Source organism: Peredibacter starrii, from assembly GCF_034259205.1.
GTDB lineage: Bacteria > Bdellovibrionota > Bacteriovoracia > Bacteriovoracales > Bacteriovoracaceae > Peredibacter > Peredibacter starrii.
The window spans coordinates 1,299,020-1,323,202 of sequence record NZ_CP139487.1 but is presented as its reverse complement, the minus strand read 5'-3'; the positions used below and the strand labels follow the sequence as shown (position 1 = coordinate 1,323,202).

Annotated in this window: 24 protein-coding genes; 12 read left to right on the top strand and 12 right to left on the bottom strand. The window is 43.2% G+C overall.

Annotated elements, in window-relative coordinates:
- Positions 1-44: 44 nt before the first annotated feature.
- Both SOO65_RS06550 and SOO65_RS06545 read left to right on the top strand, forming a co-directional pair.
- On the top strand, positions 45-704 hold the full coding sequence (locus SOO65_RS06550) for a hypothetical protein (protein ID WP_321398571.1): 660 nt from the start codon (positions 45-47) through the stop codon (positions 702-704).
- 5 nt (positions 705-709) lie between these two features.
- On the top strand, positions 710-1,543 hold the full coding sequence (locus SOO65_RS06545) for a matrixin family metalloprotease (protein WP_321398569.1): 834 nt from the start codon (positions 710-712) through the stop codon (positions 1,541-1,543).
- Here SOO65_RS06545 and SOO65_RS06540 read toward each other — a convergent pair.
- On the bottom strand, positions 1,526-3,289 hold the full coding sequence (locus SOO65_RS06540) for a M24 family metallopeptidase (protein ID WP_321398568.1): 1,764 nt from the start codon (positions 3,287-3,289) through the stop codon (positions 1,526-1,528). The genes SOO65_RS06545 and SOO65_RS06540 overlap by 18 nt on opposite strands.
- Positions 3,290-3,344: 55 nt before the next feature.
- Between SOO65_RS06540 and SOO65_RS06535 the strand changes: the two genes are divergently transcribed.
- The 3 genes from SOO65_RS06535 to SOO65_RS06525 all read left to right on the top strand — a co-directional run bounded on the left by SOO65_RS06535 (position 3,345) and on the right by SOO65_RS06525 (position 5,873).
- Complete coding sequence (locus SOO65_RS06535; RefSeq protein WP_321398565.1) at positions 3,345-4,442, top strand: tryptophan 2,3-dioxygenase family protein; 1,098 nt, start codon at positions 3,345-3,347, stop codon at positions 4,440-4,442.
- Positions 4,423-5,625, top strand: a complete 1,203-nt coding sequence (locus SOO65_RS06530; RefSeq protein ID WP_321398563.1) for an aminotransferase class V-fold PLP-dependent enzyme — start codon at positions 4,423-4,425, stop codon at positions 5,623-5,625. The genes SOO65_RS06535 and SOO65_RS06530 overlap by 20 nt, the downstream gene beginning before the upstream one ends.
- An 86-nt stretch (positions 5,626-5,711) precedes the next feature.
- A complete protein-coding gene (locus SOO65_RS06525; RefSeq protein WP_321398561.1) occupies positions 5,712-5,873 on the top strand; it encodes a hypothetical protein in 162 nt (53 codons plus the stop codon).
- Here SOO65_RS06525 and murD read toward each other — a convergent pair.
- A complete protein-coding gene (murD, locus tag SOO65_RS06520) occupies positions 5,870-7,183 on the bottom strand; it encodes a UDP-N-acetylmuramoyl-L-alanine--D-glutamate ligase (protein ID WP_321398559.1) in 1,314 nt (437 codons plus the stop codon). The two genes, SOO65_RS06525 and murD, sit on opposite strands and share 4 nt — an antisense overlap.
- Before the next feature lie 23 nt (positions 7,184-7,206).
- Here murD and SOO65_RS06515 point away from each other — a divergent pair, with 23 nt between their 5' ends.
- Together SOO65_RS06515 and SOO65_RS06510 are read left to right on the top strand one after the other, a co-directional pair.
- Positions 7,207-8,445: a methyltransferase gene (locus SOO65_RS06515; protein ID WP_321398556.1), complete on the top strand. Its 1,239-nt coding sequence runs from the start codon at positions 7,207-7,209 to the stop codon at positions 8,443-8,445.
- Between the two features lie 26 nt (positions 8,446-8,471).
- Entirely contained in the window at positions 8,472-9,251 is a 780-nt protein-coding gene (locus SOO65_RS06510; RefSeq protein ID WP_321398554.1) for a fatty acid desaturase family protein, read from the top strand.
- Positions 9,252-9,253: 2 nt separating this feature from the next.
- Here the strand turns inward: SOO65_RS06510 and SOO65_RS06505 are convergent, their stop codons facing one another.
- Positions 9,254-10,030: an S-adenosylmethionine decarboxylase gene (locus SOO65_RS06505; protein ID WP_321398552.1), complete on the bottom strand. Its 777-nt coding sequence runs from the start codon at positions 10,028-10,030 to the stop codon at positions 9,254-9,256.
- A 114-nt stretch (positions 10,031-10,144) separates the two neighbouring features.
- On the bottom strand, positions 10,145-11,134 hold the full coding sequence (locus SOO65_RS06500) for a malate dehydrogenase (RefSeq protein WP_321398550.1): 990 nt from the start codon (positions 11,132-11,134) through the stop codon (positions 10,145-10,147).
- 149 nt (positions 11,135-11,283) lie between these two features.
- Here SOO65_RS06500 and SOO65_RS06495 point away from each other — a divergent pair, with 149 nt between their 5' ends.
- The gene (locus SOO65_RS06495; RefSeq protein ID WP_321398548.1) at positions 11,284-12,030 is read left to right on the top strand and encodes a hypothetical protein; all 747 of its coding nucleotides are present in this window, start codon (positions 11,284-11,286) and stop codon (positions 12,028-12,030) included.
- 61 nt (positions 12,031-12,091) lie between these two features.
- Here SOO65_RS06495 and SOO65_RS06490 read toward each other — a convergent pair whose 3' ends face one another.
- Positions 12,092-12,436, bottom strand: a complete 345-nt coding sequence (locus SOO65_RS06490; RefSeq protein WP_321398545.1) for a helix-turn-helix domain-containing protein — start codon at positions 12,434-12,436, stop codon at positions 12,092-12,094.
- Between the two features lie 134 nt (positions 12,437-12,570).
- On the opposite strand from SOO65_RS06490, the gene SOO65_RS06485 reads away from it, so the two are divergent.
- The gene (locus SOO65_RS06485; protein ID WP_321398543.1) at positions 12,571-13,329 is read left to right on the top strand and encodes an exodeoxyribonuclease III; all 759 of its coding nucleotides are present in this window, start codon (positions 12,571-12,573) and stop codon (positions 13,327-13,329) included.
- On the opposite strand, the gene SOO65_RS06480 is transcribed toward SOO65_RS06485, so the two are convergent.
- Entirely contained in the window at positions 13,321-13,686 is a 366-nt protein-coding gene (locus SOO65_RS06480; RefSeq protein ID WP_321398541.1) for a response regulator, read from the bottom strand. The two genes, SOO65_RS06485 and SOO65_RS06480, sit on opposite strands and share 9 nt — an antisense overlap.
- A gap of 158 nt (positions 13,687-13,844) precedes the next feature.
- Entirely contained in the window at positions 13,845-15,134 is a 1,290-nt protein-coding gene (locus tag SOO65_RS06475) for an amidohydrolase family protein (protein ID WP_321398539.1), read from the bottom strand.
- Positions 15,135-15,188: 54 nt separating this feature from the next.
- Between SOO65_RS06475 and SOO65_RS06470 the strand changes: the two genes are divergently transcribed.
- Both SOO65_RS06470 and SOO65_RS06465 read left to right on the top strand, forming a co-directional pair.
- Positions 15,189-16,499 (top strand): NfeD family protein, encoded by a 1,311-nt coding sequence (locus tag SOO65_RS06470; RefSeq protein ID WP_321398537.1) that lies wholly within the window; start codon positions 15,189-15,191, stop codon positions 16,497-16,499.
- Between the two features lie 9 nt (positions 16,500-16,508).
- Positions 16,509-17,252, top strand: a complete 744-nt coding sequence (locus SOO65_RS06465; protein ID WP_321398535.1) for a slipin family protein — start codon at positions 16,509-16,511, stop codon at positions 17,250-17,252.
- Here the strand turns inward: SOO65_RS06465 and SOO65_RS06460 are convergent.
- The 5 genes from SOO65_RS06460 to SOO65_RS06440 all read right to left on the bottom strand — a co-directional run bounded on the left by SOO65_RS06460 (position 17,249) and on the right by SOO65_RS06440 (position 22,804).
- Complete coding sequence (locus SOO65_RS06460) at positions 17,249-18,412, bottom strand: polysaccharide deacetylase family protein (protein WP_321398533.1); 1,164 nt, start codon at positions 18,410-18,412, stop codon at positions 17,249-17,251. The two genes, SOO65_RS06465 and SOO65_RS06460, sit on opposite strands and share 4 nt — an antisense overlap.
- A gap of 64 nt (positions 18,413-18,476) precedes the next feature.
- A complete protein-coding gene (locus SOO65_RS06455) occupies positions 18,477-18,716 on the bottom strand; it encodes a hypothetical protein (protein ID WP_321398531.1) in 240 nt (79 codons plus the stop codon).
- 47 nt (positions 18,717-18,763) lie between these two features.
- Positions 18,764-19,159 (bottom strand): hypothetical protein, encoded by a 396-nt coding sequence (locus SOO65_RS06450; protein WP_321398529.1) that lies wholly within the window; start codon positions 19,157-19,159, stop codon positions 18,764-18,766.
- Positions 19,160-19,296: 137 nt separating this feature from the next.
- Positions 19,297-21,105 (bottom strand): translational GTPase TypA, encoded by a 1,809-nt coding sequence (gene typA, locus SOO65_RS06445; protein WP_321398527.1) that lies wholly within the window; start codon positions 21,103-21,105, stop codon positions 19,297-19,299.
- Positions 21,106-21,244: 139 nt separating this feature from the next.
- Positions 21,245-22,804, bottom strand: coding sequence for an NAD(P)/FAD-dependent oxidoreductase (locus tag SOO65_RS06440; protein ID WP_321398525.1), 1,560 nt, complete (start codon positions 22,802-22,804; stop codon positions 21,245-21,247).
- 79 nt (positions 22,805-22,883) lie between these two features.
- Here SOO65_RS06440 and SOO65_RS06435 point away from each other — a divergent pair, with 79 nt between their 5' ends.
- Positions 22,884-24,137, top strand: coding sequence for a nicotinamide-nucleotide amidohydrolase family protein (locus SOO65_RS06435; RefSeq protein WP_321398523.1), 1,254 nt, complete (start codon positions 22,884-22,886; stop codon positions 24,135-24,137).
- Positions 24,138-24,183: the final 46 nt, after the last annotated feature.

Genomic DNA, 24,183 nt, shown 5'->3' with positions numbered 1-24,183 from the left:
GCTAAGATTTTTGATAGTCTTTACCAATGACTCAGAGATTAATTTTGTGGACTATATTAGGCTGTTTTTGCTTAACGGCCTCTGCTCAAGATCTTTCTACTTATGGTAGACGGACGAAGAAAACCACAAACCCTCGCCAAACTCGACCTGTTCAACCCGTGAAAGTTGAAGAGAAAAAGCAGATTGAGTCTATCCTCTTCAATCTTGGTACCCATACCGAATTTTACGATAGCATTCAGATCAACACTTCGGGCGGAACGCGTAAATTTGATGCCAAGGCCCCAACCATCGGTGCAGGTCTTTCAATGCCTGTTAGATATGGTTGGCGTTTTCTACCAGAGCTTAACTGGGTTCTTCCACGCTTTATCGATGATTCAAAAATCATTAAAAACCTTTTCATGTTCCGAGCTGATTTTGGTTATGACCCGCTCGATTGGCTAAGACTTCGCGTAGGTACAAGTATCATGTGGGCCAACCAACATGGACGCGGTGGTAAGGCAGAGATTAACAACGGTAACTCAACTTCCACTTTCTATTATCCGGAAGAAAACCGTTCAAGTTTGAACAATACTTTCGATCTGGGTCTAGAGACGAAATTCGATGAATGGGCAGTACGTCTTCAGACATACACATACGCCATCTTCAAAGAAGAAAGACGTCAGGTTTCATATACACTCTTTATTTCCTATTACTGGGATCAGTAGGTTTTATGAAGTTCATCCTTGGTTTGATACTTACAATTGGAACTGCTCACGCTTATACCCTTAACAATAACTTTGGAGCTTCATTCAAAGATAATAACGTTAAGGTGAGAATTGCGGGCAACACCATCTGTAATCCGGCCAATGCTGGAGTGACACCTTCCGAGCTGGAAGACATGATTAAACCGGCGGTGGATAAATTCTGGAACCAGGTTCCGACTTCGGCGCTTGTACTCGATGCTTCCGGAGCCTCAGAGGCGATTAATAATATCAATCAAGGACGTCTTTGCTCTCCGACTGATCAGGACTGTATCGATGACGGTAATGCCGATCCGGATGGATTGATTCCACCAGTGACAGACATCATCATCGCTTGCAACAGCAATCCCCTTAACTTTGGTTCTAACAACGTTCTTGCGGTTACGATTCCCAATAAGTTCAGTGGAAAGAAAATCGTGGGTGCAGTCATTCTCATTAATGACTTTGCTCCGACTTTTGCCGCTCTTTCTCATTCCGATAAAGTTTCTGTAATTGCTCATGAAATTGGCCACGCTATTGGATTAGGTCATTCAAAAGATTCAGCAGCACTGATGTACTACAGAACAGTCAGTCTTCGAACGAATCTCGGGCAAGATGATGTGGACGGCGTAACGTATCTTTATCCAATGCACGTGGATGCCTTTGGACTTTCAGGTGGACTACTTGGAAGCTGTGGCACGATTCAAAATGTAGGTGGGAAAGATGATGAACCACCAAGCAATCCTCCATTTGTTCAAATGGGGATCACTTTGGCAGTCATGATTTTAATTGCTGAAATGATGAGATTACTTAAGCGTTCTTAGGCTCGTTCCACGCTTCGTACATTCTGCCTCATACTCTTCGAGAAGCACTTTCTCTTCTGAATTAAGAAGATTCATGTCGATCAAGGCCGGATCAAATCCGATATAAACGAATGGAACAAAACGAAGCATCTTGGGATACTTCGGATGCTTTTCGACCCAGGCAATGTTCTCAAGACGAACACCACCGAAGCCAGGGATATAAATTCCTGGTTCAATTGAAACCACTTGTCCCGCTTTCATGGGAACATTTGAAATTGTCGAAATTCTCACACCTGGTTCGTGCACGTGAACACCAACACCGTGACCAGTTCCGTGACTGTAATCATAGCCGTACTTTCTCATGGCGTTTCTTGCTAGACCATCCAGGACGTTACCTTTTGTGCCTTCAGGAAAAACTGCTGATTGAACGGCCAGAGTACCTTTCAGAACAAGCGTATAGATCTCAATCATCTTAGGATCGGCCTTCTTCGATGAATCACCGAAGAAAGTTCGCGTGGTATCAGTTGCCCAACCACCATCAAAATATCCGCCAGAATCAAGAAGGATCATGTCCGTATCTTTAATCACCACTTCATCAGATGGATCACCGTAGTGAACGATGGACCCGTTTGGTCCAACACCTGCGATAGTATTGAAGCTCTGGTCGTGAGCACCCTGCTCTTTGTATTTCTTCGTTGTCTCGTTATAGAGATCAAGCTCAGTAATGCGTTTTCCAGCTTTGATCGAATCTTTGACCCACTTGATAGTATTAAAGATCGCCTTATCAGCTTTTCTGAATGAAGCGTCCATCTGTTGAATTTCAACCGGCTCTTTGATTGACTGATAACCATAAAGGCCATCGGCCTTTTCTTTCAGGCGATCAGTTCCGAAAACCTTCACGAGCATCGCAAAGTCAGCTGAGTTCAGCATGCTTGGCATATACTGCACTTCATTTAAGTGAAGTGTGTTTTGAAGACGATCAAGTTCTCGAGGAAGATTATTAAACGGAAGAGCAATGAACTCTAAACCTGATTCCTTCTTCGCCTTATCTGAAACCGGAGTTTCCGGTGTAACAAACACATAAACCTTTTCTTTCGTCACAAGTGCTTTGGCGTAGAAGCTTGAAAGAAACGGAAGGTGATAACCGCGGCAGTTTGTGATCCAGGCAATTGAATCAAGGGCCGTTAAGAACATCGCTTCTTTCTCATTCGAGAAAATTGAACGAGTTTTTTCTAAGGTATCACGTCCGCGCCATTCGCGAGGAACCAGTTGCACTTCCTTTAACGCTGGAAGAGCTTCAAAAGGAATTTCTTTGGCAAGTTCTCCACCTTCAAGGGCAACTGTTTCTGAGGCCACTTCAGAAAGTTTCTTCAAATATCCAAGAGCCGTACGATCAGCTTCGTAACCAAGTTTCTTAATTCCTAGTTTCTTCACATCGTTTGCCAGGTCCTGAGTCGTTGAAGAATCAGGGCCCGTCTTCATGACTTCAACTTCCGTCGCATCTACTTCCAGGTCCGCTTGCTCATGGTAGCGACCATCCACATAAAGTCTGACACGGCCATTGGCCGGAACCAGTACTTCTGCCATCGAGCCAGTGAAGCCCGTGATATAAAAGCGGTGATTGTCCTGAAGAGGAACGTATTCATTCAGAAAAGGGTCAAAGCTTGAGATGTACATGCCATCCAGGCCACGGTCCGTCATAACTTTTCTGAGTTTTTGAATATTAGATTTAATGGTTTGATTTGATAGATCGAAAGCTTTTTTCATAGAATATCCTCGTTTAAATAAATTACTCCCCTCCGACATCCTTGGGAAGGCTTAAATGAAAATCCAGACTCCAGTTTATTACGGTGACTACCTGCAACTCCCTAAAATCCTGAACGCTCAGGCCCCAGAGAGTACTAAATACGGCAAAACCGCCCATGACGAGACCCTATTTATCATCATTCACCAGGCCTATGAGCTGTGGTTCAAACAGATTCTTCACGAACTAAATTCAGTTCGAGAAATCATGCAGCAGCCGTTTGTTCCATCTACGGATCTGTCGGTCATTATCGCTCGCATTGAACGAGTGACAACGATTCAGCAACTCCTGATTGATCAGATTCAGGTGATGGAAACGATGACATCTCTCGACTTCATGGAATTCAGAGATTTTCTGGTTCCTGCCTCTGGATTCCAGAGTATTCAATTCAAATTGATCGAGGCGATTCTTGGTATCAAGGCCCAGCATCGCATGGAAGTTGAAAAACAATTCTTCAACTCTCGCTTGAAAGCTGAGGATAAAAAACTTCTGGAAGCTGAAGAAGCACGAATCAGTATTTTTGAACTTCTTGAGGCGTGGCTTGAAAGAATGCCATTCAGCCAGTTCGAAGATTTTGATTTCTGGGGCGAATACTCTCACGCCGTTGATAAGATGCTGAAGCAAGATCGTGAGATCATCTCAAATAACCCAGTTCTGGATGATCGCACTCGCACGATGGAACTTAAGAATTTGGACATGACTCAAAATACTTTCAATACCCTTCTTGATTCAAGACTGTATTCAGCTTGGCAAGGTGAAGGCAAAGTTCGCCTTTCTCAGAAGGCGATGTTGTCGGCGGTATTCATTTATCTTTATCGTGATTACCCTGCTCTTCAAATGCCATTCAGAATTCTAAATGCACTGGTTGAAGTGGATGAAAAATTTACGACCTGGCGTTATCGTCACGCCATTATGGTTCAAAGAATTCTTGGAACAAAAATTGGAACTGGTGGATCTTCCGGTCACGAATACCTGAGATCAACGACTGAGAGAAATCGCGCCTTCATTGATTTTTTCAATCTCGCGACCTTCCTCATTCCGAAATCTATGATTCCGGCACTTCCACAAAACATTAAGGACCAATTGGACATCGTATATGACTCATTCAGACCATAAGCGATACTACACAAGGTTTTTAAATGGTCACGAAGGGAAACTTCACTTCGCGGCCCACTCACATCACTTCTGGCCAGACGTCACCAGAGAAGCGCAACTTCGCTATTGGGACGACACTGCTCTGGCAAGTGATGAAAAATGGAACAAGATCTTCGGCGAAGTGATACCTAAGGCACAAAAACACATCGCCGATATTTTGAAACTTAAAGATCCCAATCAAATTGTTTTTGCCCCTAATACTCATGAACTCTCGACTCGTCTTCTTTCTCTTTTCATAGGAAGACCGGGACTTTCAATTCTAACTACGAGTAATGAATTTCACTCATGGAGAAGACAAATTCTTCGTCTGTCTGAAATTCCTGAAATCAATGTCAGCATAGTTTCATCAGAAAATTTCATGAGAGACCGCCGTGGGGTCATTAACGATCTCAAAAAAGAGCTCGCTAAAAAACCCGACGTGTTCTTTTTAAGCCAGGTCTTCTTTGATTCTGGTGTGGCCTTCACTGATGATGAGCTTCAGGAAATTTCTGAGGCGGTAGAAGCACAAACAATTATGGTGGTCGATGGCTACCATGGGTTTGCAGCGATCCCGACTAATCTCTCAAAACTTGAAGGCAAAATCTTCTACCTCGGTGGCGGTTATAAATACGGCCAGGGGGGCGAAGGTGTGGGCTTCATGGTGGTTCCAAAAGGTCATTGGCGTCCGGCCTACACCGGATGGTTCGCAGAGTATGCCCATCTGACTAAACCTGCCGGTGCCCAAGTAGGTTACTCGGATGATGGAATGGCGTTCATGGGTGCTACTCAAGACCCTTCTGGTCTTTACCGTTTCAACGCTGCCTGGGACCTCTTTGAGAGTGAAGGATTAAGCGTAGAAGCGATTCACACTTACGTTCGGGAACTTCAGCAGGAATTCTTAAAAGGCATCCCAAAGAGCTTTATAGCGGGCCATAATCTGACCCCGCTTTTTGACTTAAATCTTGGCTGGCACGGGCACTTTTTGACCTTTGAAGCAGCAACCCTGGAAGAAGCTGAGGGCATTCAAGAGGCCTTAAAGAAAGTCAGTGTGCTTATAGATCGTCGGGGGAAACGCTTGAGATTTGGCTTCGGTCTCTATCAAAATAAGGCCGATGTTCATCAGGTTTTAGAGCGCCTCGGAAACTTGGCAGTAAAATCTCAATAATCTTTGCCTAAAAATTCTAAGGTTTTCGTTTAATATGCCGATATGGCCCTAAGAGACAATAACTTAGCTTGTTATTTGGGGCATATATGGGCGTTAAATTAGGTTCGATCGTAATGGTTTTGATGGTGTTCTTCATCGCCAAAATTTCATTTGAAACTGCAATGGCAGAGAAAGCACCTGAACATGTTAACGAAAGATCTCCGGCCTCAATCGATCAAAGCTACAACGATCACATGAATCGCCACTAGAAAGCTTCTTTCGCCCAGGCCTTGAACTTCTCTCCACGATCCACATAGTTTTTAAATTGATCAAACGAAGGAAATGCAGGTGAAAAAACCAGATTGCCTTTGAGGCCCTTTGCTTTCTCAAACACTGTTTTCAAGTCCCCTGCTTTCTCAACTTCAAAATCATTTCCTAATTCCTGGTACAAGCGCTCAGTGACGTCACCAATTGTGAAGATCTTGGCGATTTTGCCCTTAAATGGAAGAAGATCAGGCAGAAGCTTGTCACTTTCATTACGAAGCTTGCCACCCAGGATGAGATACAACGGCTCAGTTGAATCTTTGAAGGCATTGATGGCAGTTGTCGTGGCCAGAGAGTTGGTCGACTTAGCATCGTTATAAAGAGTCAGCCCGTCTCTTGAAAGAACGAATTCCAGACGGTGAGCAACACCAGGAAATTCATTGATGAATTGTTGGAACAGCTCTTTAAGATTTGGAATCTTTAGAAGGCGAAGAACTTCATAGGCCGCGAAGAAGTTCGCTTCATTATGCTCCCCTCGAGCGCGTGCCTTTGAGAAATCAAACATTGACTTAAATTCAGTAGGAAGATTTCCCTTTGTAAAATATGTGCGCTTCGCTGGATGATCTTTAATATCATCCAAGTATGGGTTCTCAGTTCCCAGAATCAGATGATCTTCGCCAGTCATGTTCTTCAGCATATTAAACTTCGCTGTCGCATAGTCATGAACAGCATCATAGCGCTCAGAATGATTCGGGAAGACGTTTAAGATCAAACCAATCTTTGGATGAAATTCTTTAATCGTCTCGAGCTGAAAGCTAGATACTTCAATCACAGCATAATCAACTTTCTCACCCGAGATAGCGAGATCACAATAAGGGATTCCAATATTACCGCCGCAGAAAACACTCTTGCCTGCCATTTTAAGGGCCTCAGCAATCATGGTGGTTGTCGTGGTCTTGCCGTTTGTTCCCGTGATCGCAATCACCGGAATGTCCTTGGTCCTGCGGTAAGCGTATTCAATCTCAGAAATGATAGGCACACCCTTCTCTACCGCCTTTTTCAAGGCCGGATGAGTGGTTGGTATTCCAGGAGAAATAACGATTTCGTCCATTTTATGAAAATGCTGAGCGAAGTCCTCTTCCGAGGCACAGGCACAGGTTCCACAGATATCAGCTAATTGCTCGGCCTCCCACCAGGTCTGTACTGGACCCTTATTCACGGCATAGAAGTCTTGCTTGTATTTTTTAGCGAGTTTAAGGGCGGCCTTACCGGATTTTCCCATCCCGTAGATGGCCACTTTATTTATCTTGTTCATAAGCTGTGATATACCCTTTCGAAATGAATCACCGAGAACGCTTCCAAGAGATTTTGGATTTTTTAAAACCATATCAAAGAATATGGCAAAACGAAATCATGCTGATGTATCCAAATCCATTGGAAGGTTACCCTATGGAATGGGTCGAGGATTTACGCCGGTTCCAGAACAAAGAAGACGTGATCCGACTGGAAAAGAAGGACGTTTTTGACTATATCGAAAACCCTTCTCTGATTGAGTTTTATCAACGAATTGAGGAACTCTCTAAACTTCCTCAAGTCCCTGACTACGAAAAGATGCCAGAAGAGCCTTGGACCTGGTTATTCATGATCCCTAAAAAGCAGCATGAAATCCGCCGTCTCGCCCCGCACTTAAATCATTTGTATCACGCCCATAAGATCGATCAGGTGGTGGATATCGGTGGAGGCATTGGTTATCTCGCTCAGACGCTTAATAACCAATACAAACTGAAAGTCACTTCTCTGGATATGAATCCTGAACTCCAAAAAACCGGAACAGAGATTCACACGAAAAACGCCAAAGATCCTGCCAATAAAGTGCAGTACAAGAATGTGAAAGTCAGTGATGAGGGTGAGTTTGTTGAAATTCTAAAACAAAACGTCATGCCTATTGGACTTCATACATGTGGTCGCCTGGCCCTCGATATCATCAAGGTCAGTAGTTCTAAAAAAGTTCCCGCCTTGGTGAACTTTGGTTGCTGCTATCACACGTTGGACAAGACTGATTTGCAGAATATTTCGACCTTCGCGCAAGGGTTTCCTGATCGACTGGATATGCATAAGTTTGCTTTGACTCTTGCTTGTCGCGCTCATCGTAAAATGGATGAGAAAGATTTCGATCTGAAACAGAAGGTGAAGTATTTCCGCTACGCCATTCATATCCTTCTTCATGATCATTACGACATCAAAGAACTGGTGACTCTTGGGAACTCGTCACCCAAGCTCTACGACAAGAGTTTTGGTCATTATGCACTTGAGCAGTTTAAGCGAATTAACCTTGAACCTCGACATACGGAAGAGGAATTAAATGCCTTCTTCTCCCACCCGGATTTAAAACTTTTAATCGACCGTATGCTGGCAACAGGGATGATCCGTAATGCCTTCGGACGAGTTATGGAATTGTATCTCCAGCTAGATAGGGCGATTTTCTTGGAGGAACAGGGCTATCAGGTCCAGGTTCAGGAGTTTTTTGAAGAAGAGCTTTCTCCTCGGAATATTGGTATTACTGCCACTCTTTCTTAAAATTTGAATTCGCATACAATATTCGTATGCTTAAACATTCTCACAAAGACATCTTGTTAGTGATCCTGGCCATGCTTCAGTTTGCCCTCTTAGCGTTGCCCTTTGTAACTCCGCTTAGTCTGGGTGTGCTCATGATCTTGGTTCTCATCAATGTCTTTCTGGTGGGAACGAATTATCAGTGTGTCTCGCATAACTTTATTCATCTTCCGTTTTTCAAAAGTAATTTTCTAAATCAGATGTTCTCGATATTCAATTCAGTTGGAATTGGTATCCCACAATCTGCTTACCGACTTCATCATTTGCAACATCACCGCTATAACAACCAACCAGATAAAGATGATTCTTCAACTCGTCGTCATGGAAAGAACGGTAAGGATGAAAATATCATCGCATACTCTGTACTCGGAGTTTTTAGAACTGACGTTCCTGGACTTATTACAGAAGCGGCCAAGAAATCAAAACTCGTTTTCGCTGAATTGCTTTTCATGCTGTCGTTCTTAGGAGTTCTTCTCGTGCTCGATTGGAAACTCTTTCTCACCTACATCGTTCCGAGTATTTTCCTGGGTCAGGTGTTTGCTCTCTGGGAAAACCACTGCGAGCATCATCACGCCGACCCCTATGACCGCAAACGCGACTCAGTCAGCTGCTACAATTCATTCTATAATTGGATTTGGTTCAACAACGGCTACCATCAGGAGCATCACTTCTCCCCTCAGGTTCACTGGACAAAGATTCAGGAAATAAAAAACAACCTTCCAGATGATCGAGTCATCGTGAAAGGCTGTCATTTAACAAATAGTTTTTGAAATTAGTTCAGGTGGAACACTTCTTTCATTTCGTCTTTGAGAAGTGCCATCTTGTGATCGATATCAGGGTGATTACGATCGTTTGGATCTAGAAGATAGTTCTCCGGGCCCATTGGCTTAATCATAAGCTTAGTCTGCCAGATATTATCGTTCGCTAGGTTAAGGTCCTGGCGATATTTATAAAGCTCAAGCGTCTCAGGCTTAATGAAGTCCTGAATCGAGTTGAAGTAGTGATCGTTGTAGATTTTCTTACCGTTTTCAAGACGAGTGTATCCACGAACAACGTAGTCGATGTAAACCACGTCACACTCAAAAACTTCAAACATATAGTTCAAAGCTCTAAGTGGAATGATCTCTCCACAAGTCGCAACATCAAGATCCAGACGGAAAGTACAAATACCTTCAGGATCTGAAGCATCAGGATAAGTGTGAGTTGTGATGTGAGATTTATCCAAGTGCATTTTAACTGCGGCCTGTCCTTGCGGACCAACTTCCCAGTTACCACCACCCTTGATATCTGACATCAACGTCATTGTCGAAGCACCAACTGGTTCATAATCCTGAACAGTTTCAGAAAGAATGTTAGCTTCGATAATTTCACACACTTTACGAGCAATAAGACCAATGTTCTTAGCACTGTATTTAGTATGAATGTAATTGATGTAGTCTTGCTTCTGCTGTTCATTCATAGCGATGCAGAAGTCGTAAAAATTAAACGACAAGATCTTCGTTAAATTATTAAACCCGGAAAGCTTGATTGTTTCCTGCATGTTATTCATGGCAAGGCCCTCACACATTAAAAAAAAACGTAGAGCCCTTTATAGGGAATTGGGGGGATATGACAAGAAAAAAGGGCCCGAAGCGTTACACTCCGGGCCCCTGATTTTGGTAGCTTAGATAAGACCTAAAGATTTTACAGCATCACGCTCGCCACGAAGTTCATCAAGAGTAAGTTTGAACTTTTCTTGACCGAATTCATTGTGCTTAATACCTTCGATGATTTTGATTTTTCCACCTTCTGTACGGCAAGGGAAAGAGAAGATAAGTCCCTTATCAACACCGTATTCTCCGTTAGAAGCAAGACACATTGAATATGTCTGACCAGCTGGAGTTTCGTGAACAAGATTGTAGATACCATCGATCGCAGCGTTTGCAGCTGAAGCAGCTGAAGAAAGACCGCGAGCTTTAATGATCGCAGCTCCACGCTGTTGAACCGTCTTAATGAAATCACCTTTTAACCATTCAGTGTCTGTGATGATATCAGTAACTGGTTTACCGTTGATAAGAGCATTGTAGAAATCAGGGTATTGAGTTGCAGAGTGGTTACCCCAGATAGTCATGTTCTTAACAGATGAAACATCTACACCTGCTTTAAGAGCAAGTTGCGCCTTCGCACGGTTCTCATCAAGAGTTGTCATGGCGAAGAAACGATCTGATGGAATGCCTTTAGCAGCGTTCATGGCGATAAGAGCATTTGTATTACAAGGGTTACCTACAACAAATACTTTTACGTCTGAGGCAGCTGACTTCTCAACAGCTTTACCTTGAGCTGTGAAGATACCACCGTTGATTTTAAGAAGATCTGAACGCTCCATACCTTCTTTACGAGGTACTGAACCTACGCAAACAACATAGTTAGCATCTTTGAAAGCAGTATTCAGGTCAGAAGTTAGAACGATATTTTTTAGAAGTGGGAAAGCACAGTCTTCAAGCTCCATCGCCACACCTTTAAGGGCAGGAAGTGCCTGTTCAAGCTCAAGAAGCTGAAGCTCAACTTCAGTCTCAGGTCCTAGCATTTGTCCTGAAGCGATTCTGAAAAGGATCGCATATCCAATCTGTCCGGCAGCACCAGTGACAGCAACTTTTACTCTTCTCTTGGCCACAAAAACCTCCACTCAATATGAGTTAAATAATTGAGAGTATTATATGCCAAACTACCCCTCGAATCACGTTTTATTCGTCTCGCCTAGACAAAATCTTGGCTTGAAGCATAGTATTAAGACTAAAAAAGTTTTCATCCAAGGTGTGACCAGTGAGTGAATCACGGAATAATTCAAATAATCCTAATCCTGGACAAGGTGGCGGAGGCGGCGGCGGTAATAACCGTAGACGTCGTTATCGTGGCAATAGAAGCGGTGGAGGCGGTGGCCAAGGTCAACAAGGCCCTCAAGAAGGCCAGAATCGCCAGCCAAGCGGTCCTCGCCCGGAAAACAATGCCAATCGTCCTCAAAACGCTGGCAACCGTAATCCTGCTCCAAGGCAGGGGTCGCAGTCTCAGCAGGGACCACGCCCGGAAAACCGCAATAGAGGCCCTCAGCCGGGTCCTAGAACGTCCGGCCGTAACCGTCGGGGCAGTGGCCGCGTCCTCACAACGAATCAGGTACTGGTTAAGTACGATAATCTTTTGGAGCAACATTTAATTACTCGTAGAAAGTACTATGAGTACTTCAATCGTGTTGATGAGCGCCAACTCTATAAGCTTGAGAAGAATTTCTTCGACAGTATTGAGCATCTTCGTCGTTTCGAGGCCAATTTAGAGCCTTGGCAGCGTGAAGCGCTGGAAAAGCGTAAAACAGAGCGCTACAAGCTTGATCTAACCTACTCTAATAATCGTAATTGGAATCCGGAAGAAATCGCCAAAGCTGATTTCCAACCAGATGAAAATGAAGATCCGCATTTCAAGGACTCTCAAAGAGAAGCTTTCGAGGAATATAAAGAAGACACGGAAGAATCTGAGGGAACTTACGAAGACTATCTAAAACTGAAAGGTCTAGCCTAAAAAATAAAAGGTCAGGCATCGCCTGACCTTTCTATTTAAAACTGTTTAATAAATTTAACGATTAAATTCCGTCAGTACCTGTTGCACCGTAAGTTGCAACATGAGCTGTTGTTTGTACTTCAGCTTTTTCTTTCTTAGCAGGCTTGATGTTATAAAGGTAATTGTTCAGAGTCTCTTCTTGATCTTTAAGAATAGCAGCTTTCAATTCTTCAGCAGGGATATCCAGAACTTCAGATACTTTGCGAAGCATTTTCAGAGGGATATTACAAAGAGCACGCTCTACGTTTGAAATAAATTGACCGTTCTTATAACCAAGTAAGTGAGAAAGCTCAGACTGTGAGTAACCTTTTGGATGATTCATTCTTTTTGTACGAATAAGCTGAGCAATGTTCTTAAAGCAACGCATGTGTTCTCCATCTAGGTTGGGGCGAGATTCAAAATAATATTCATTTTTTCTAGAATGTCATTCACCATTCACAAAAAAATTATTATCTATCTTATCGACCAACTAATTTTAAAATAACTGGGAAAAATTTTTTTATGAAGCTGATTTCGTGGAATGTTAACGGTATACGCTCTGTGTATAATAAGGGATTTCTTGAATGGTTCACTAAGGAATCACCAGATATCCTATGCCTACAAGAGACAAAGGCAAATTATGAACAATTTCCTCTTGAAATTCGAGAAATGAAGGAACATGAGATTTCTCATAGTTCAGCCGAAAAGAAAGGTTACTCTGGTGTGGCCACATTTTCTCGAGAGAAAATCCTTGACACGAAAAATATCGAAAAACATTGCTTTGATTCCGAAGGCCGTGTTCTCATTCACGAATTTCAAGATTTTTATCTCCTGAATTGTTACTTTCCAAATGGACAACGTGATCACAAAAGAGTTCCGTTCAAGATGGAATTTTGTGATGACATCCTCGCAAAGATGAATGAACTTCGTAAGAAGAAACCCATCATCATCACGGGAGATTTCAATACCGCTCATAGAGAAATTGATCTCGCCAATCCTAAAACCAATCAGAAAACCACCGGCTTCCTTCCTAATGAAAGAGCGTGGATGGATAAATTTATTGGAGAAGGATACATCGATATTTTCCGTCACCTTAATCCAGAGAAGACTGGAGCATATACCTGGTGGAGCAATATGCCTGGCGTTCGTGCCAGAAACGTTGGATGGAGAATTGATTACTTCTTCATCACTCCAGAACTTCTTCCACGAGTAAAAGATGCATACATCAAACCAGATGTGATGGGTTCAGATCACTGTCCTATTGTGCTGGAATTAAATTGATAACATCTCTTTAACTTTTGTCACCAGTTCTTGAAAACGAATTGGTTTATAAATGACTAAATCAAAATCTGTTCGACTCTTTTCCGAGCCGAAGTCTTCGATGTTCCCGGTCACTAAAACTATGCGACCAGAATAAAGACCTTCGGCCCTTACAATTCGAAATAACTCGGGCCCACTGCCTGAAGGCATCTTCGCATCTGAAATAATCAAGTCATACTTGTTGGCACGAATGAGCGCCAAAGCATCTTGAAAATCTGAGCAAGTTTCGATGGGAAGGTTTTCATCTTCAAAGAAAGTGGAGGCAAGATCCAGAAGATCAATTTCATCATCAATGTACAGAATGCGAGGGGAATTCATTCTTCTCTCAATTTTTTTAGGTAGTCGAATTATGTACCGATCCTGAGTCAGGAGACTATAAGATCCGCCGTTTTCCCTGAAGTCAGTAACTTATTCCGACTACCTTATGAGTCGATTTTTTGAGGTGTTATCTCGATTTGGCCACTTTAAGAGGCTGTTTAGATAAGGGCCTTCCCACAAAAGTAAACATCCTTCACCAAGCCCTCATAATCATGACGGTTTTTACGGTGTGGAGTTATGAGGTCACTTAAAAGTGCTTCGGCCGCTTTAGGTTGACTATCTTTTGGAAGAGGTACAACGATGAAGCTAGCTTCTTTACCTTTATTAAGGTTACCGGAAGTTTTTCCACGGCCCAGAATTTCAGCGCCTGCTAGAGTTGAGCGATAAAGGGCCTTCACATATGTGGCCTCTTTCTTCTTATGTTGATCAACAAAGCTTCTCATCACATCAAACATTGAAAGAAATGGTCCACCACCAATATCAGAACCAAGTGCCCATCTTACTTTGCTCTTTTCAACTTGCTTGAAGTTGAAAAGTCCTGAACCAAGACCTTTCTCTTCGATTGGAGCATTTGAAGTCGGACAGTGAACAACACTGGTTTTCGTTTTACTTAGGGTTTGAAGTTCTTTGGTAGAAAGGTGAATACCATGACCCATAAGTGATCTCTCACCTAGCATCCCGGTCTTCTCGTAGATTTCAGTATAGGTCTTCACTTTCTCAAAGCCCGGAAGATTGCGGTAAATCGAAAGAACGAAATCAATCTCGGCCGGAGTTTCAGATAAGTGAGTTTGCTTAAAGCACTTTGCCTTATCTGCCATCTTACTTCCCTCTTTCATCACTTTTGGAGTCGTCGTGATGGCAAAACGCGGAGTGAAGCAATGTTTTTTACCAAACTTCTTAATAAGTTTTTGGGTTAGTTTAAGAGATGATTCCTCTGATTGAGTAAGTGCTTCAGGTGAATTCATATTCATGATCACGTTACCAATCACGAAATGTCCCTTCGACTTTTTCATTGCCGCATCGACAGCGTGCTCGTGAATAGAGCTGTAACATGCACCACCAAGTGTTCCGTGACGAACAAGTTTCTGGAAAAACTGTTCAGCACGTTTCTTAGCATAGGCCTTATCAGCAAATTTCATCTCAGTTGGAAATGTATATTTCTCAAGCCACTCAAGAAGAGAGTCTTTTGGCATTTCTCTTACATCGTCCTGCACCCAGTGAAAGTGCATATCAAAGAATCCTGGCATAATCACGGCCTGACCAAAATCAGTCGTATTACGCTTATTCATCTTTGCGCCGTACTTCTTAACACCTTTCTCTAAAGGAAGGATGTCTTTGATCTTTGTGCCTTCAACAGCAAGAAGACCATTGGTGTAGAAGTCACATTCTCTATCATTTTGAGGATTAAGAATGGTTGCGATATAAAATTTCATTTTTTGCGTTGCCATAGGCGACCCTTTTAACTTGTACGTATGTCTGGTTTTCATTAACCTAGGATGTATATGAGACAGAGAATAATACTGCAGTTTTTGGTTTTTGTCTTGGGAGTTTTGCCTTTAACGGGGCTTTGTTCAGACTATGTGGTGAACGAGATCAGTCTGTTAAGCATAAATTCTGCCATTACTCCTGCGTCCTACGATTATCTGAACCAACATTTCAAAGCTTTGCCTAAGACCTCACTGATTGTGCTCAAAATGAACACCCCAGGGGGCCTCGTCACGACGACGAAAGACATCATCACCATGTTTGGCCGTGAGAAAAGACCGGTAGTGGTCTGGATCACTCCGGAGGGTGCATCAGCTTCAAGTGCTGGAGCGATCATTGCCTCTGCCTCACATTTTCTTTTCATGTCTCCTGGTTCAAACATCGGCGCCGCGACTCCAGTTGGACTTGGTGAAGATATTAAAGAAGGTGATGGGCGTAAAAAGGCCCTGAATGATTTGACCGCTCTTGTGCGTTCACTTAGCACTTCTCGCGGACGCCCTTCCCTGCCATTTGAAAAAATGATTACTGGCGCGGAGTCTTACACCGACGCTGAGGCCATTAAACTTGGGATCATTAATGGTGTGATTTCAAACGAGCAAGATCTTATCACATACCTCAATGGGAAAACTCTTTCTCTTGATGGCGATATTAAGACCCTAAGGCTAAGTAATAATCTTCAATTTAAAGAATATGAAGCGACCATGGGTCAAAAGCTTCTGGAAGTTCTAGCAAATCCTTCTACTGCTTACTTTCTATTCCTAATCGGTGTAGCACTGATTTATTTTGAACTACAAGCTCCTGGTGGATATGTGGCCGGCTCTTTTGGCGTGGCCTTCATTATTCTCGCCGCGATTGCTTTCCAAGTACTGCCACTTGATTGGGGATCAATGGGTCTGATCGTTCTAGGAATTGGTCTCTTAGTATTGGAGGTTTTTATTACCAGCTATGGTTTACTTTCTGTCGCAGGTCTTGCGGCATTCGTAGTTGGTTCTCTCTTTTTGTTCCATGGCGATGCAGGTTATATCTCAGTTCAATATCCAGTGCTTTTCTCTACCCTCGCCGGAGTTGTATTCGCAATCGGCCTCATGGTCTGGTATCTTTGGAATGATAAGAAAAAACAAAAAAGCCCTGGCGACTTCTTTCTACCCACTGGAGCAAAGGGATCAGTTCTCACTCGACTCTCTGGTGATCAATACCAGGTAAAAGTGTTGGGAGAAATCTGGAGGGCCGAGGCCCAGGAAAATTTTGAAATTGGTGATCAAGTTGAAGTAGTTTCAGTTGATTCAAAACAATTACTCATAAAAATTAAAAAGACATCTCACTCATAAGGAGCTTCCATGTCTCTAACGTTCTTGCCTTTTATTGTCTTCGCTGGACTTATTCTGTTTAGCGCTTTCAAAATTCTTAATGAATATGAAAGAGGTGTTATTTTCCGTCTGGGTAAATTTTCAGGAGTTCGTGGTCCGGGACTTATCATCCTGATCCCAGGTCTTGAAAAAATGATCAAAGTTGATCTTCGTCTTGTGACGATGGATGTCCCTTCTCAGGACATCATCTCAAAAGATAACGTGACTCTTAAAGTGAATGCCGTCGTTTACTTCAAGGTCAGTAATCCAGAACGCGCTATTATCTCTGTAGAGAATTATTACCACGCGACTGCTCAAATCTCTCAAACAACTCTCCGCTCAGTTGTAGGTCAGTATGAGCTGGATGAGATTCTTGCTCACCGTGATGCAATCAACTCTAAGCTTCAGGGCATTCTGGACGAATTAACAGAGCCATGGGGTATTAAAGTAACAAACGTTGAAGTTAAGGCCATCGACCTTCCGGTTGAAATGCAAAGAGCAATGGCAAAGCAAGCTGAAGCTGAACGTGAAAAGCGTGCGAAAATCATTTCTGCTCAGGGTGAATTCGAGGCCTCTAAGAAGCTTGCAGAGGCCGCTCAGGTTTTGGGTGAACAAAAAGACGCCATCACTCTTCGTTTCTTAGAGACCATGAGAGAAGTTGCTGGTTCAAATAATAGCTCAACGACTTTCTTCCCGGTTCCTGTGGATTTTTTAAGTAAGCTAATGAACCGCTAGTCTTTCAAATTACAGTTCAAAAGAATCATCGGATCTTGGCGGGAGTACCAACGACCGCCAAGGCAGATGGAAGCCCCGCCCTCGCATTCCTGATATCTCCGTTTATACTGCTCACTATAACAAGTTTGATCTTTCTCAGGTGGACACTCTGGATTAGGAGATCCTGCTTTCGTGACCGTTGCAATCAGCTCACCAAGTGTATCAGCTGGTGCTCGCTGAGTTTGAGACTTCTGAATTAAGACCCCACGTTCAACTAAGCTGGTCTTATTCGCCATCATTTCATTCGGAGAAATAAATTTTAGCCCCAGACATCTTCCGATATCAATGATGACGGGAATCGCGACGGTATTCATGACTTTGATGTCATGAAAAAGGGCCACTTGAGTTGAATTACCAGAACACATGGCCTTGAGGTTTTTCAAAACATAACCTTTCAAAGCGTCCGCATTGGGCATTCCCATTCCAAATGATGAATCACCTGAATCATGGTTCCAACCCAAATGAGAAAAACCATTACTCGCAAGGACCTGCAAAGGAGCACTCTGGCGTCGGTATTCCGCTAATTGGCCCGCGTAGTTTGTGCTTTGAAAGCGCATGATGCCTTGTTGGTCCATACGTTTTAATTCGGCCGCGGAGGGCATAGCACCTCTTCCATAGGGGAAACGGAAGAGCATTGTTTTTTGATTACTAAAACGATTTTGAGTGGCGTAGTTCAGGAGCTGAACACTTCGAGCAATCTGTTGCTCTTTTTCCTGGTCAGTAAATCCTTTCTCAAGCACCTCGCCCTTTCCATCCATGCGTAGATCATAGGCATTATGTTCATGGCCATGACTTGCAATGAGATGTCCCGCATTCATGGTCTCATTGACCAGCGCGAGATTAGTGTCGTGATTACGATTTGCCGCCTCGAGATTCGTAGTTGAGACAAAGAAGGTGGCCTTCACGTTGCGAGCTTTTAGCTCTTTCAAAAGAGCAGGAGTCACCTGGGCATTAGGGCCATCATCGAAGGTCAGATGCACAGAATTATTTTGGCAATTGATGGGATTATCACTCAGCTCTTTTAAGACATCGGCACCAAGCTTTAAACTTGGTTGCTGACAACTTAAAGCGTGAACTTGAGAACAAGCAAAGAAGAACAAAAGTGAGAGATGAAATTTCATTGAAGACTTATCGGAAACGAAAGAAATTGCTCAAATAAAAAGAGGGACTTTTCGTCCATCTTTTCTACCATTTATTCGGTCCGATCTGCCGGACGTTTTTATCGATTTTGTTTGGCACTTCATCGGCCGGTGCAACTTCAACTTCTACCGAGGCGGGGGCACGCGCGGCCCTGGTTTTGAATGTATCTTCATCTTTTTTGAAATCAGTTTTCGCTGTTTCAATAAGCTCTTTATTAAAATCTTTAACAGAACCGGCCCATGCCATTGTTGTAAGTAGTAAAACACCAGATAGGATAAATTTCATAAGCTCTTCCCCACTATCCTACTTATCGGATAGTGGAGCAAAGAACTTTAATTCCCGATCTTGTTAGAATTCTGTTTGGTTGCGGGAGGAATCTCTTTTTGATTCTTAGGAGTTGTACTGTAGTCTAGCGCATTCTCGTCTTGTTGCGCTTCCATTCCCTTACCCTCCGCCTTTGAAGGTCCAGAAGAAGGATTGTCTCTGGTTAAAGTGGTATCACGTAACAATTCATCTTCAGTGGCAGGGGCCGGATTGGGAGATGTATTCATTTCATCCGTTGTCACACCCGTACTATTAGACATTCCGGAACGGCTGGTGCTTGCTTCAGGAGGTGTCGCCACTCCAATATCAGCACTCGCAGCAGACGAAACCTTTTTGGGAGTAGTGGCCGCACTTCCATACAAACTTACACTGAGTAATAAGATGGAACAGATTAGTTTTTTCATAATCCCTCCTTTCATGATGAGAGACATAGCGACTAATCTGATTATAACAATGGAGCGTTGATTGGATGAATGAAGTCTTTCGCAAGATAACTGAACAAATTGGACATAAAAAAAGGGAGCCGAAGCTCCCTCTTTTATTAACGCGTAACTTTACGCATGTTTTGATTTAGTTCTTTTTTACGAATACGAATATTCTTCGGAGTTACTTCTACCCACTCATCGTCATCGATCCAATCAAGTGCCCAGTCAAGAGTTCTTGGAGGAATCGGTGGAAGAATAATGTTCTCATCTTTACCTGCAGTACGTACTGATGAAAGGTGCTTTTCACGACATACGTTAACGTTCAGATCGTTCGGACGCGTGTGCTCGCCTACTACCTGACCTTCATATGTTTGCTCTGTAGGAAGAACGAATTGTTTTCCTGAAGAAAGAAGGTTGAAAAGAGCGTATGGAGTGATTTTACCAGCACGGTCAGAAATAAGAGCACCGTTCTGACGAGCAAGCATTTTACCTACGTGCGGCTCATATCCTACGAAGTAAGAAGACATAAGACCCTGACCACGAGTATCAGTTAGGAATGTTGAACGGTAACCGATTAGACCACGTGATGGAACATGGAATTCCATACGAGTACGACCTTCACCGAATGGTGCCATGGCCTCAAGACGACCTTTACGAGTTGCCATCTTTTCAGTGATTGCACCTGTTGAATCATCAGGAACGTCCAGAACCAGACGCTCGAATGGCTCCATAAGAACGCCATCGATTTCTTTTGTAATAACTTGCGGACGAGCGATCATAAGCTCGTAACCAGCACGACGAATTTCTTCGAATACTACAGCAACTTGAAGTTCACCACGCGCTTTCAGGATGAAAACTTTTGGATCTTCAGTTGGCTCATACTTAAGTGATACGTTCTTACGAATCGCATCGATTAGGAACTCTTCTAGTTTTCTAGACGTTAGGTACTCACCTTCACGACCAGACATTGGAGAAGTTGATACAGATACCTGAACCGATACTGTTGGTGGTTCAACTTCAATACGAGGAAGTGCTTCAGGATTATCAACAGCGGCAAGAGTGTCACCGATGTCTCCGTTTTCGAAACCAGAGATAATTACGATTTCACCAGCTTCAGCTGAATCAACTGTCGCCATACCAAGACCATCATAGATCTGAAGTGAAGAAACCTTGAAAGGTTTTACTTTACCGTCAGCACCGATGTGAGCAATTTGCTTACTGTTTTCGATCTTACCACGAGTGATACGACCTACCATCAATGAGCCAAGGTAGTTTGAGTATGAAAGGTTAGTCACAAGAAGTTGTGCTGAACCAGCCTTATCGAAATTCGGAGACGGGTAATAGTCACTTACTAGGAAGTCTAGAAGTGGATCCATGTTACCTTCACGACGAGTTTTATCTTTCGAAGCGTAAGCATTACGGCCAGAACCGTAGTAGAAAGGAATATCAAGATCGATATCGTGACCAGAGTTAGAAGCGATTTCCAGAAGAAGGTCTTCTACTTCACCACGAACTTCATCGATACGTTCATCGGCACGGTCAACTTTGTTAATGAAAACACCAACACGAATTCCGCGCTCAAGCGCTTTAGTTAATACGAAACGAGTTTGAGGAAGAGGACCCTCAGAAGCATCTACTAGAAGTAGAATACCATCCACCATCATAAGAGAACGTTCAACTTCACCACCGAAATCGGCGTGACCTGGAGTATCCAGAAGGTTTACTTTCGTTTCTTTCCAACGGATCGCACAGTTCTTCGCTTTAATTGTAATTCCGCGCTCACGTTCCAACTCTCCTGAGTCCATTACACGTTCTGCTACTTGTTCGTGAGCAGAAAATGTACCTGAATACTTTAGAAGTTGGTCAACAAGAGTCGTTTTACCGTGGTCCACGTGGGCCACAACGGCAATGTTCTTTAATTTCATGAATGTCCTCAATAGTGGGGATTAATGGAGGGAGTCTACAAGACCAAGGTTTAAATGACGAGTCAAAATTGGGTTAACCGATGGATTTTTTTCTGTTTTTTGAGAGTCAGTTGGAGCGATTTTACCTAATTTCAGGCAACTAGCGTGGGAGAAGTGATTCTTGTTCTAAAATACTCAGAGCACATTTCACGCCATCCACCGCTGCCGAGGTAATCCCTCCGGCATATCCCGCGCCTTCTCCACATGGATAAAGACCTTGGTGAGAAACTGAAAGAAGTGTCTTCTTATCACGCAGAATCGTGAGAGGTGCTGACGTTCTGGTCTCAGGAGCAATTAAAAGACCTTCCTCATAAATGAAGCCTGGAAGATCTTTATTAAATTCTGAAAGACCTTTTTTTAAGTGCTCAATTACGAATGGAGGAAAGATTTCGCGGATGTCGGCCTTGAAAATTCCTGAAGGTGAAGAAGTTTTTGGAAGTGGTTTATCGTTAAGCTTCCCGTCCATGAATTCTTTGATCGTCATCGCCGGAAGCTCTCTTCCAGTGGCGTGCTTCTTCGAGAGAGCAAAAGCTTTCTGCTCAATCTCATGCTGAAATTTTAGTCCGGCCATAAGATCATTTGATTTTAAATCTCTGTCTGATTTAACTGAAACCACCAAAGCGGCATTTGACCAAGGAGAATTGCGGGCATAGTTACTCATGCCATTAACAACAATTCCATCCTTCTCTGTACCACTTGATAGAACATAGCCCCCCGGACACATACAAAAACTATAAACACCACGATCGGTCCATTTATCGTGCCAGCTCAAACGATAACGAGCTGAGCCCATTTCCGGAGCTTCACAAAATTTTCCGTGTTGAAGTGAATCAATATAACGACGTGAGTGTTCTACTCGAACACCAATTGCGAAATCTTTAGGCTTCATGGCGACTTTGATATCGGCCAGATGCTGATAAAGATCCTGAGCAGAGTGACCGGTGGCAAGCACCACATGATCTGAATAAAGCTTCTCACCAGTTGAAAGTTTCACACCGATGACTTTCGTACCTTCAGTGAGAATTTCATCTACGCGAGTATTGTAACGAAGCTCAGTTCCCTGAGCGCGAAGCCAGTTTGAAATCTGAGTGATAATCGTTCTGATTTTATTTGAGCCTAAGTGAGGATTTGAAACATAGGCGGTATCGGCCGGTGCACCAAAGTCGACAAACTTTTCCATCACGTATTGAACGAGATTAGATTTAATGCGTGTAATGAGTTTACCGTCTGAAAATAGCCCCGCTCCACCTTCACCATAACAAACGTTGGTTTCAGGATCTAATTCTCCATAACGCCAAAACTTTGCAATATGAAGCATACGTTTAGAAGCATCGTCCCCTCTTTCAATCACGATCGAAGGAATGCCATACTCAGCAAGGCGAACAGCACAGAACAAACCGCCAGGGCCAGCACCAATAATGATTGGTCTTTGTTTCAGAGGTTGTAGCTTAGGAAATTTTTCTGCCTCGGGAAATTTATCATCCGAAGTCACTAAGGCATCTAGAATGTAGTGGAAAATGGGCTTTTTCCCGCGAGGAGCTCCACGAGCATCCAGACTTTTTGAAATAGTCCGGTACTCCCGAATTTCGGGGTAAGTTTTCTTCACGAATTTTTCGAGATCCACATCAAAGGGAAGCTCAAATTGATACTTCTTAGGCATTATGCCCGACTTTTACATCATGCAACATGGAAAATCAAAGAATTTCCTTCTATATTATTCCTAGTAATTTGAGGTGCATATGAAGATTGGATATTTAGTTATTGGTAGTGAGGTCTTGGACGGCAAAATTTCGGATACGAATACCAAGCTGCTGGCCGAATTCCTCAAGATTTCACATCTCGAGATTCACCAATCCATGGTGGCAAGGGATGAAAAGACTACAATCCTCGAGGCCCTTAAAGTGCTGTTTGATAAATGTGATCTGGTTGTCACTTCGGGAGGTCTTGGGCCAACGAAAGATGACATCACCAAAGAAACACTCGCAGAATTTTTTGGTGCTAAAATTAGTTATTCAGAAAAGGCCCATCAAGTGGCCGAGACAAATTACAAACGTTTTGATCGCCCATTTCCTGGAAAAGATCATGGCTACAGTTATCTTCCAGAAAATTTTATTCCGCTTAATAATGCGACAGGATTCGCTCCGGGCTTTTTTACAGAGCAAAATGGCAAGTTCCTCTTTTCCGCTCCGGGAGTGCCACGAGAATTTAAGAGCATGCTGGAAGAGCATCTCCTTAAACTTATTTCGAGTAAGTTAGATCAATCTGTAGTTCTGGGAACGGTCATCGTTCGCACTAAAAAAGTTCCGGAAGAAAAAATTTTCGGTGAAGTTGATCCAACTCTTTGGGACAAGCTCGAAAAATTTGGTGAAGTGAGTTCACTTCCCATTCTCATGGGTGTTGATATTGGAGTTAAGATCAAGGCCAAAAGTCACAGTGAACTTGCGGAAAAAGTTTCTGGGGTCAAGGCCGTAATTGAAGCTTCTCCTATTAAGTCCGCGGTATGGAGTTATGGACCTGAATCCTTAGAAGAAAGAATTGTGACGGTGGCCAACCATAAAAAAATCCGTTTTGGTTTCGCAGAATCTGCGACCGGTGGACTATGCTCAAATCGCATCACCAATGTGTCCGGCAGCAGCCAATGCTTCATGGGTTCAATCGTTTGTTACGATGAAAAAGTAAAAGAGCATATTCTTGGAGTGAGTGCCAAGACCCTGGAAGAATGCACGGCCGTAAGTATTAAGTGTGCCGAAGAAATGGCCCACGGACTTAAAGAAAAACTCAGTGTCGATATCGCGATCTCTATTACTGGTTTTGCCGGTCCTGGCGGAGGAAACGATAAGTTCCCTGTCGGTTCAGTTTGTATTGGTAAGGCAAAGAATGGCCACAATTCTGCAGAATCATTCCACTTCAAAGGCGACCGAGAAATCCTTAAACAACGCTTCTCTCAAGCGGCCTTACATGTGCTCCTCGAGGAACTGGAAAACTTTGCCTAGTTCTGACTAAAATTCTCGGCATGTAAGAGTGAAAAACCTTCCAGCT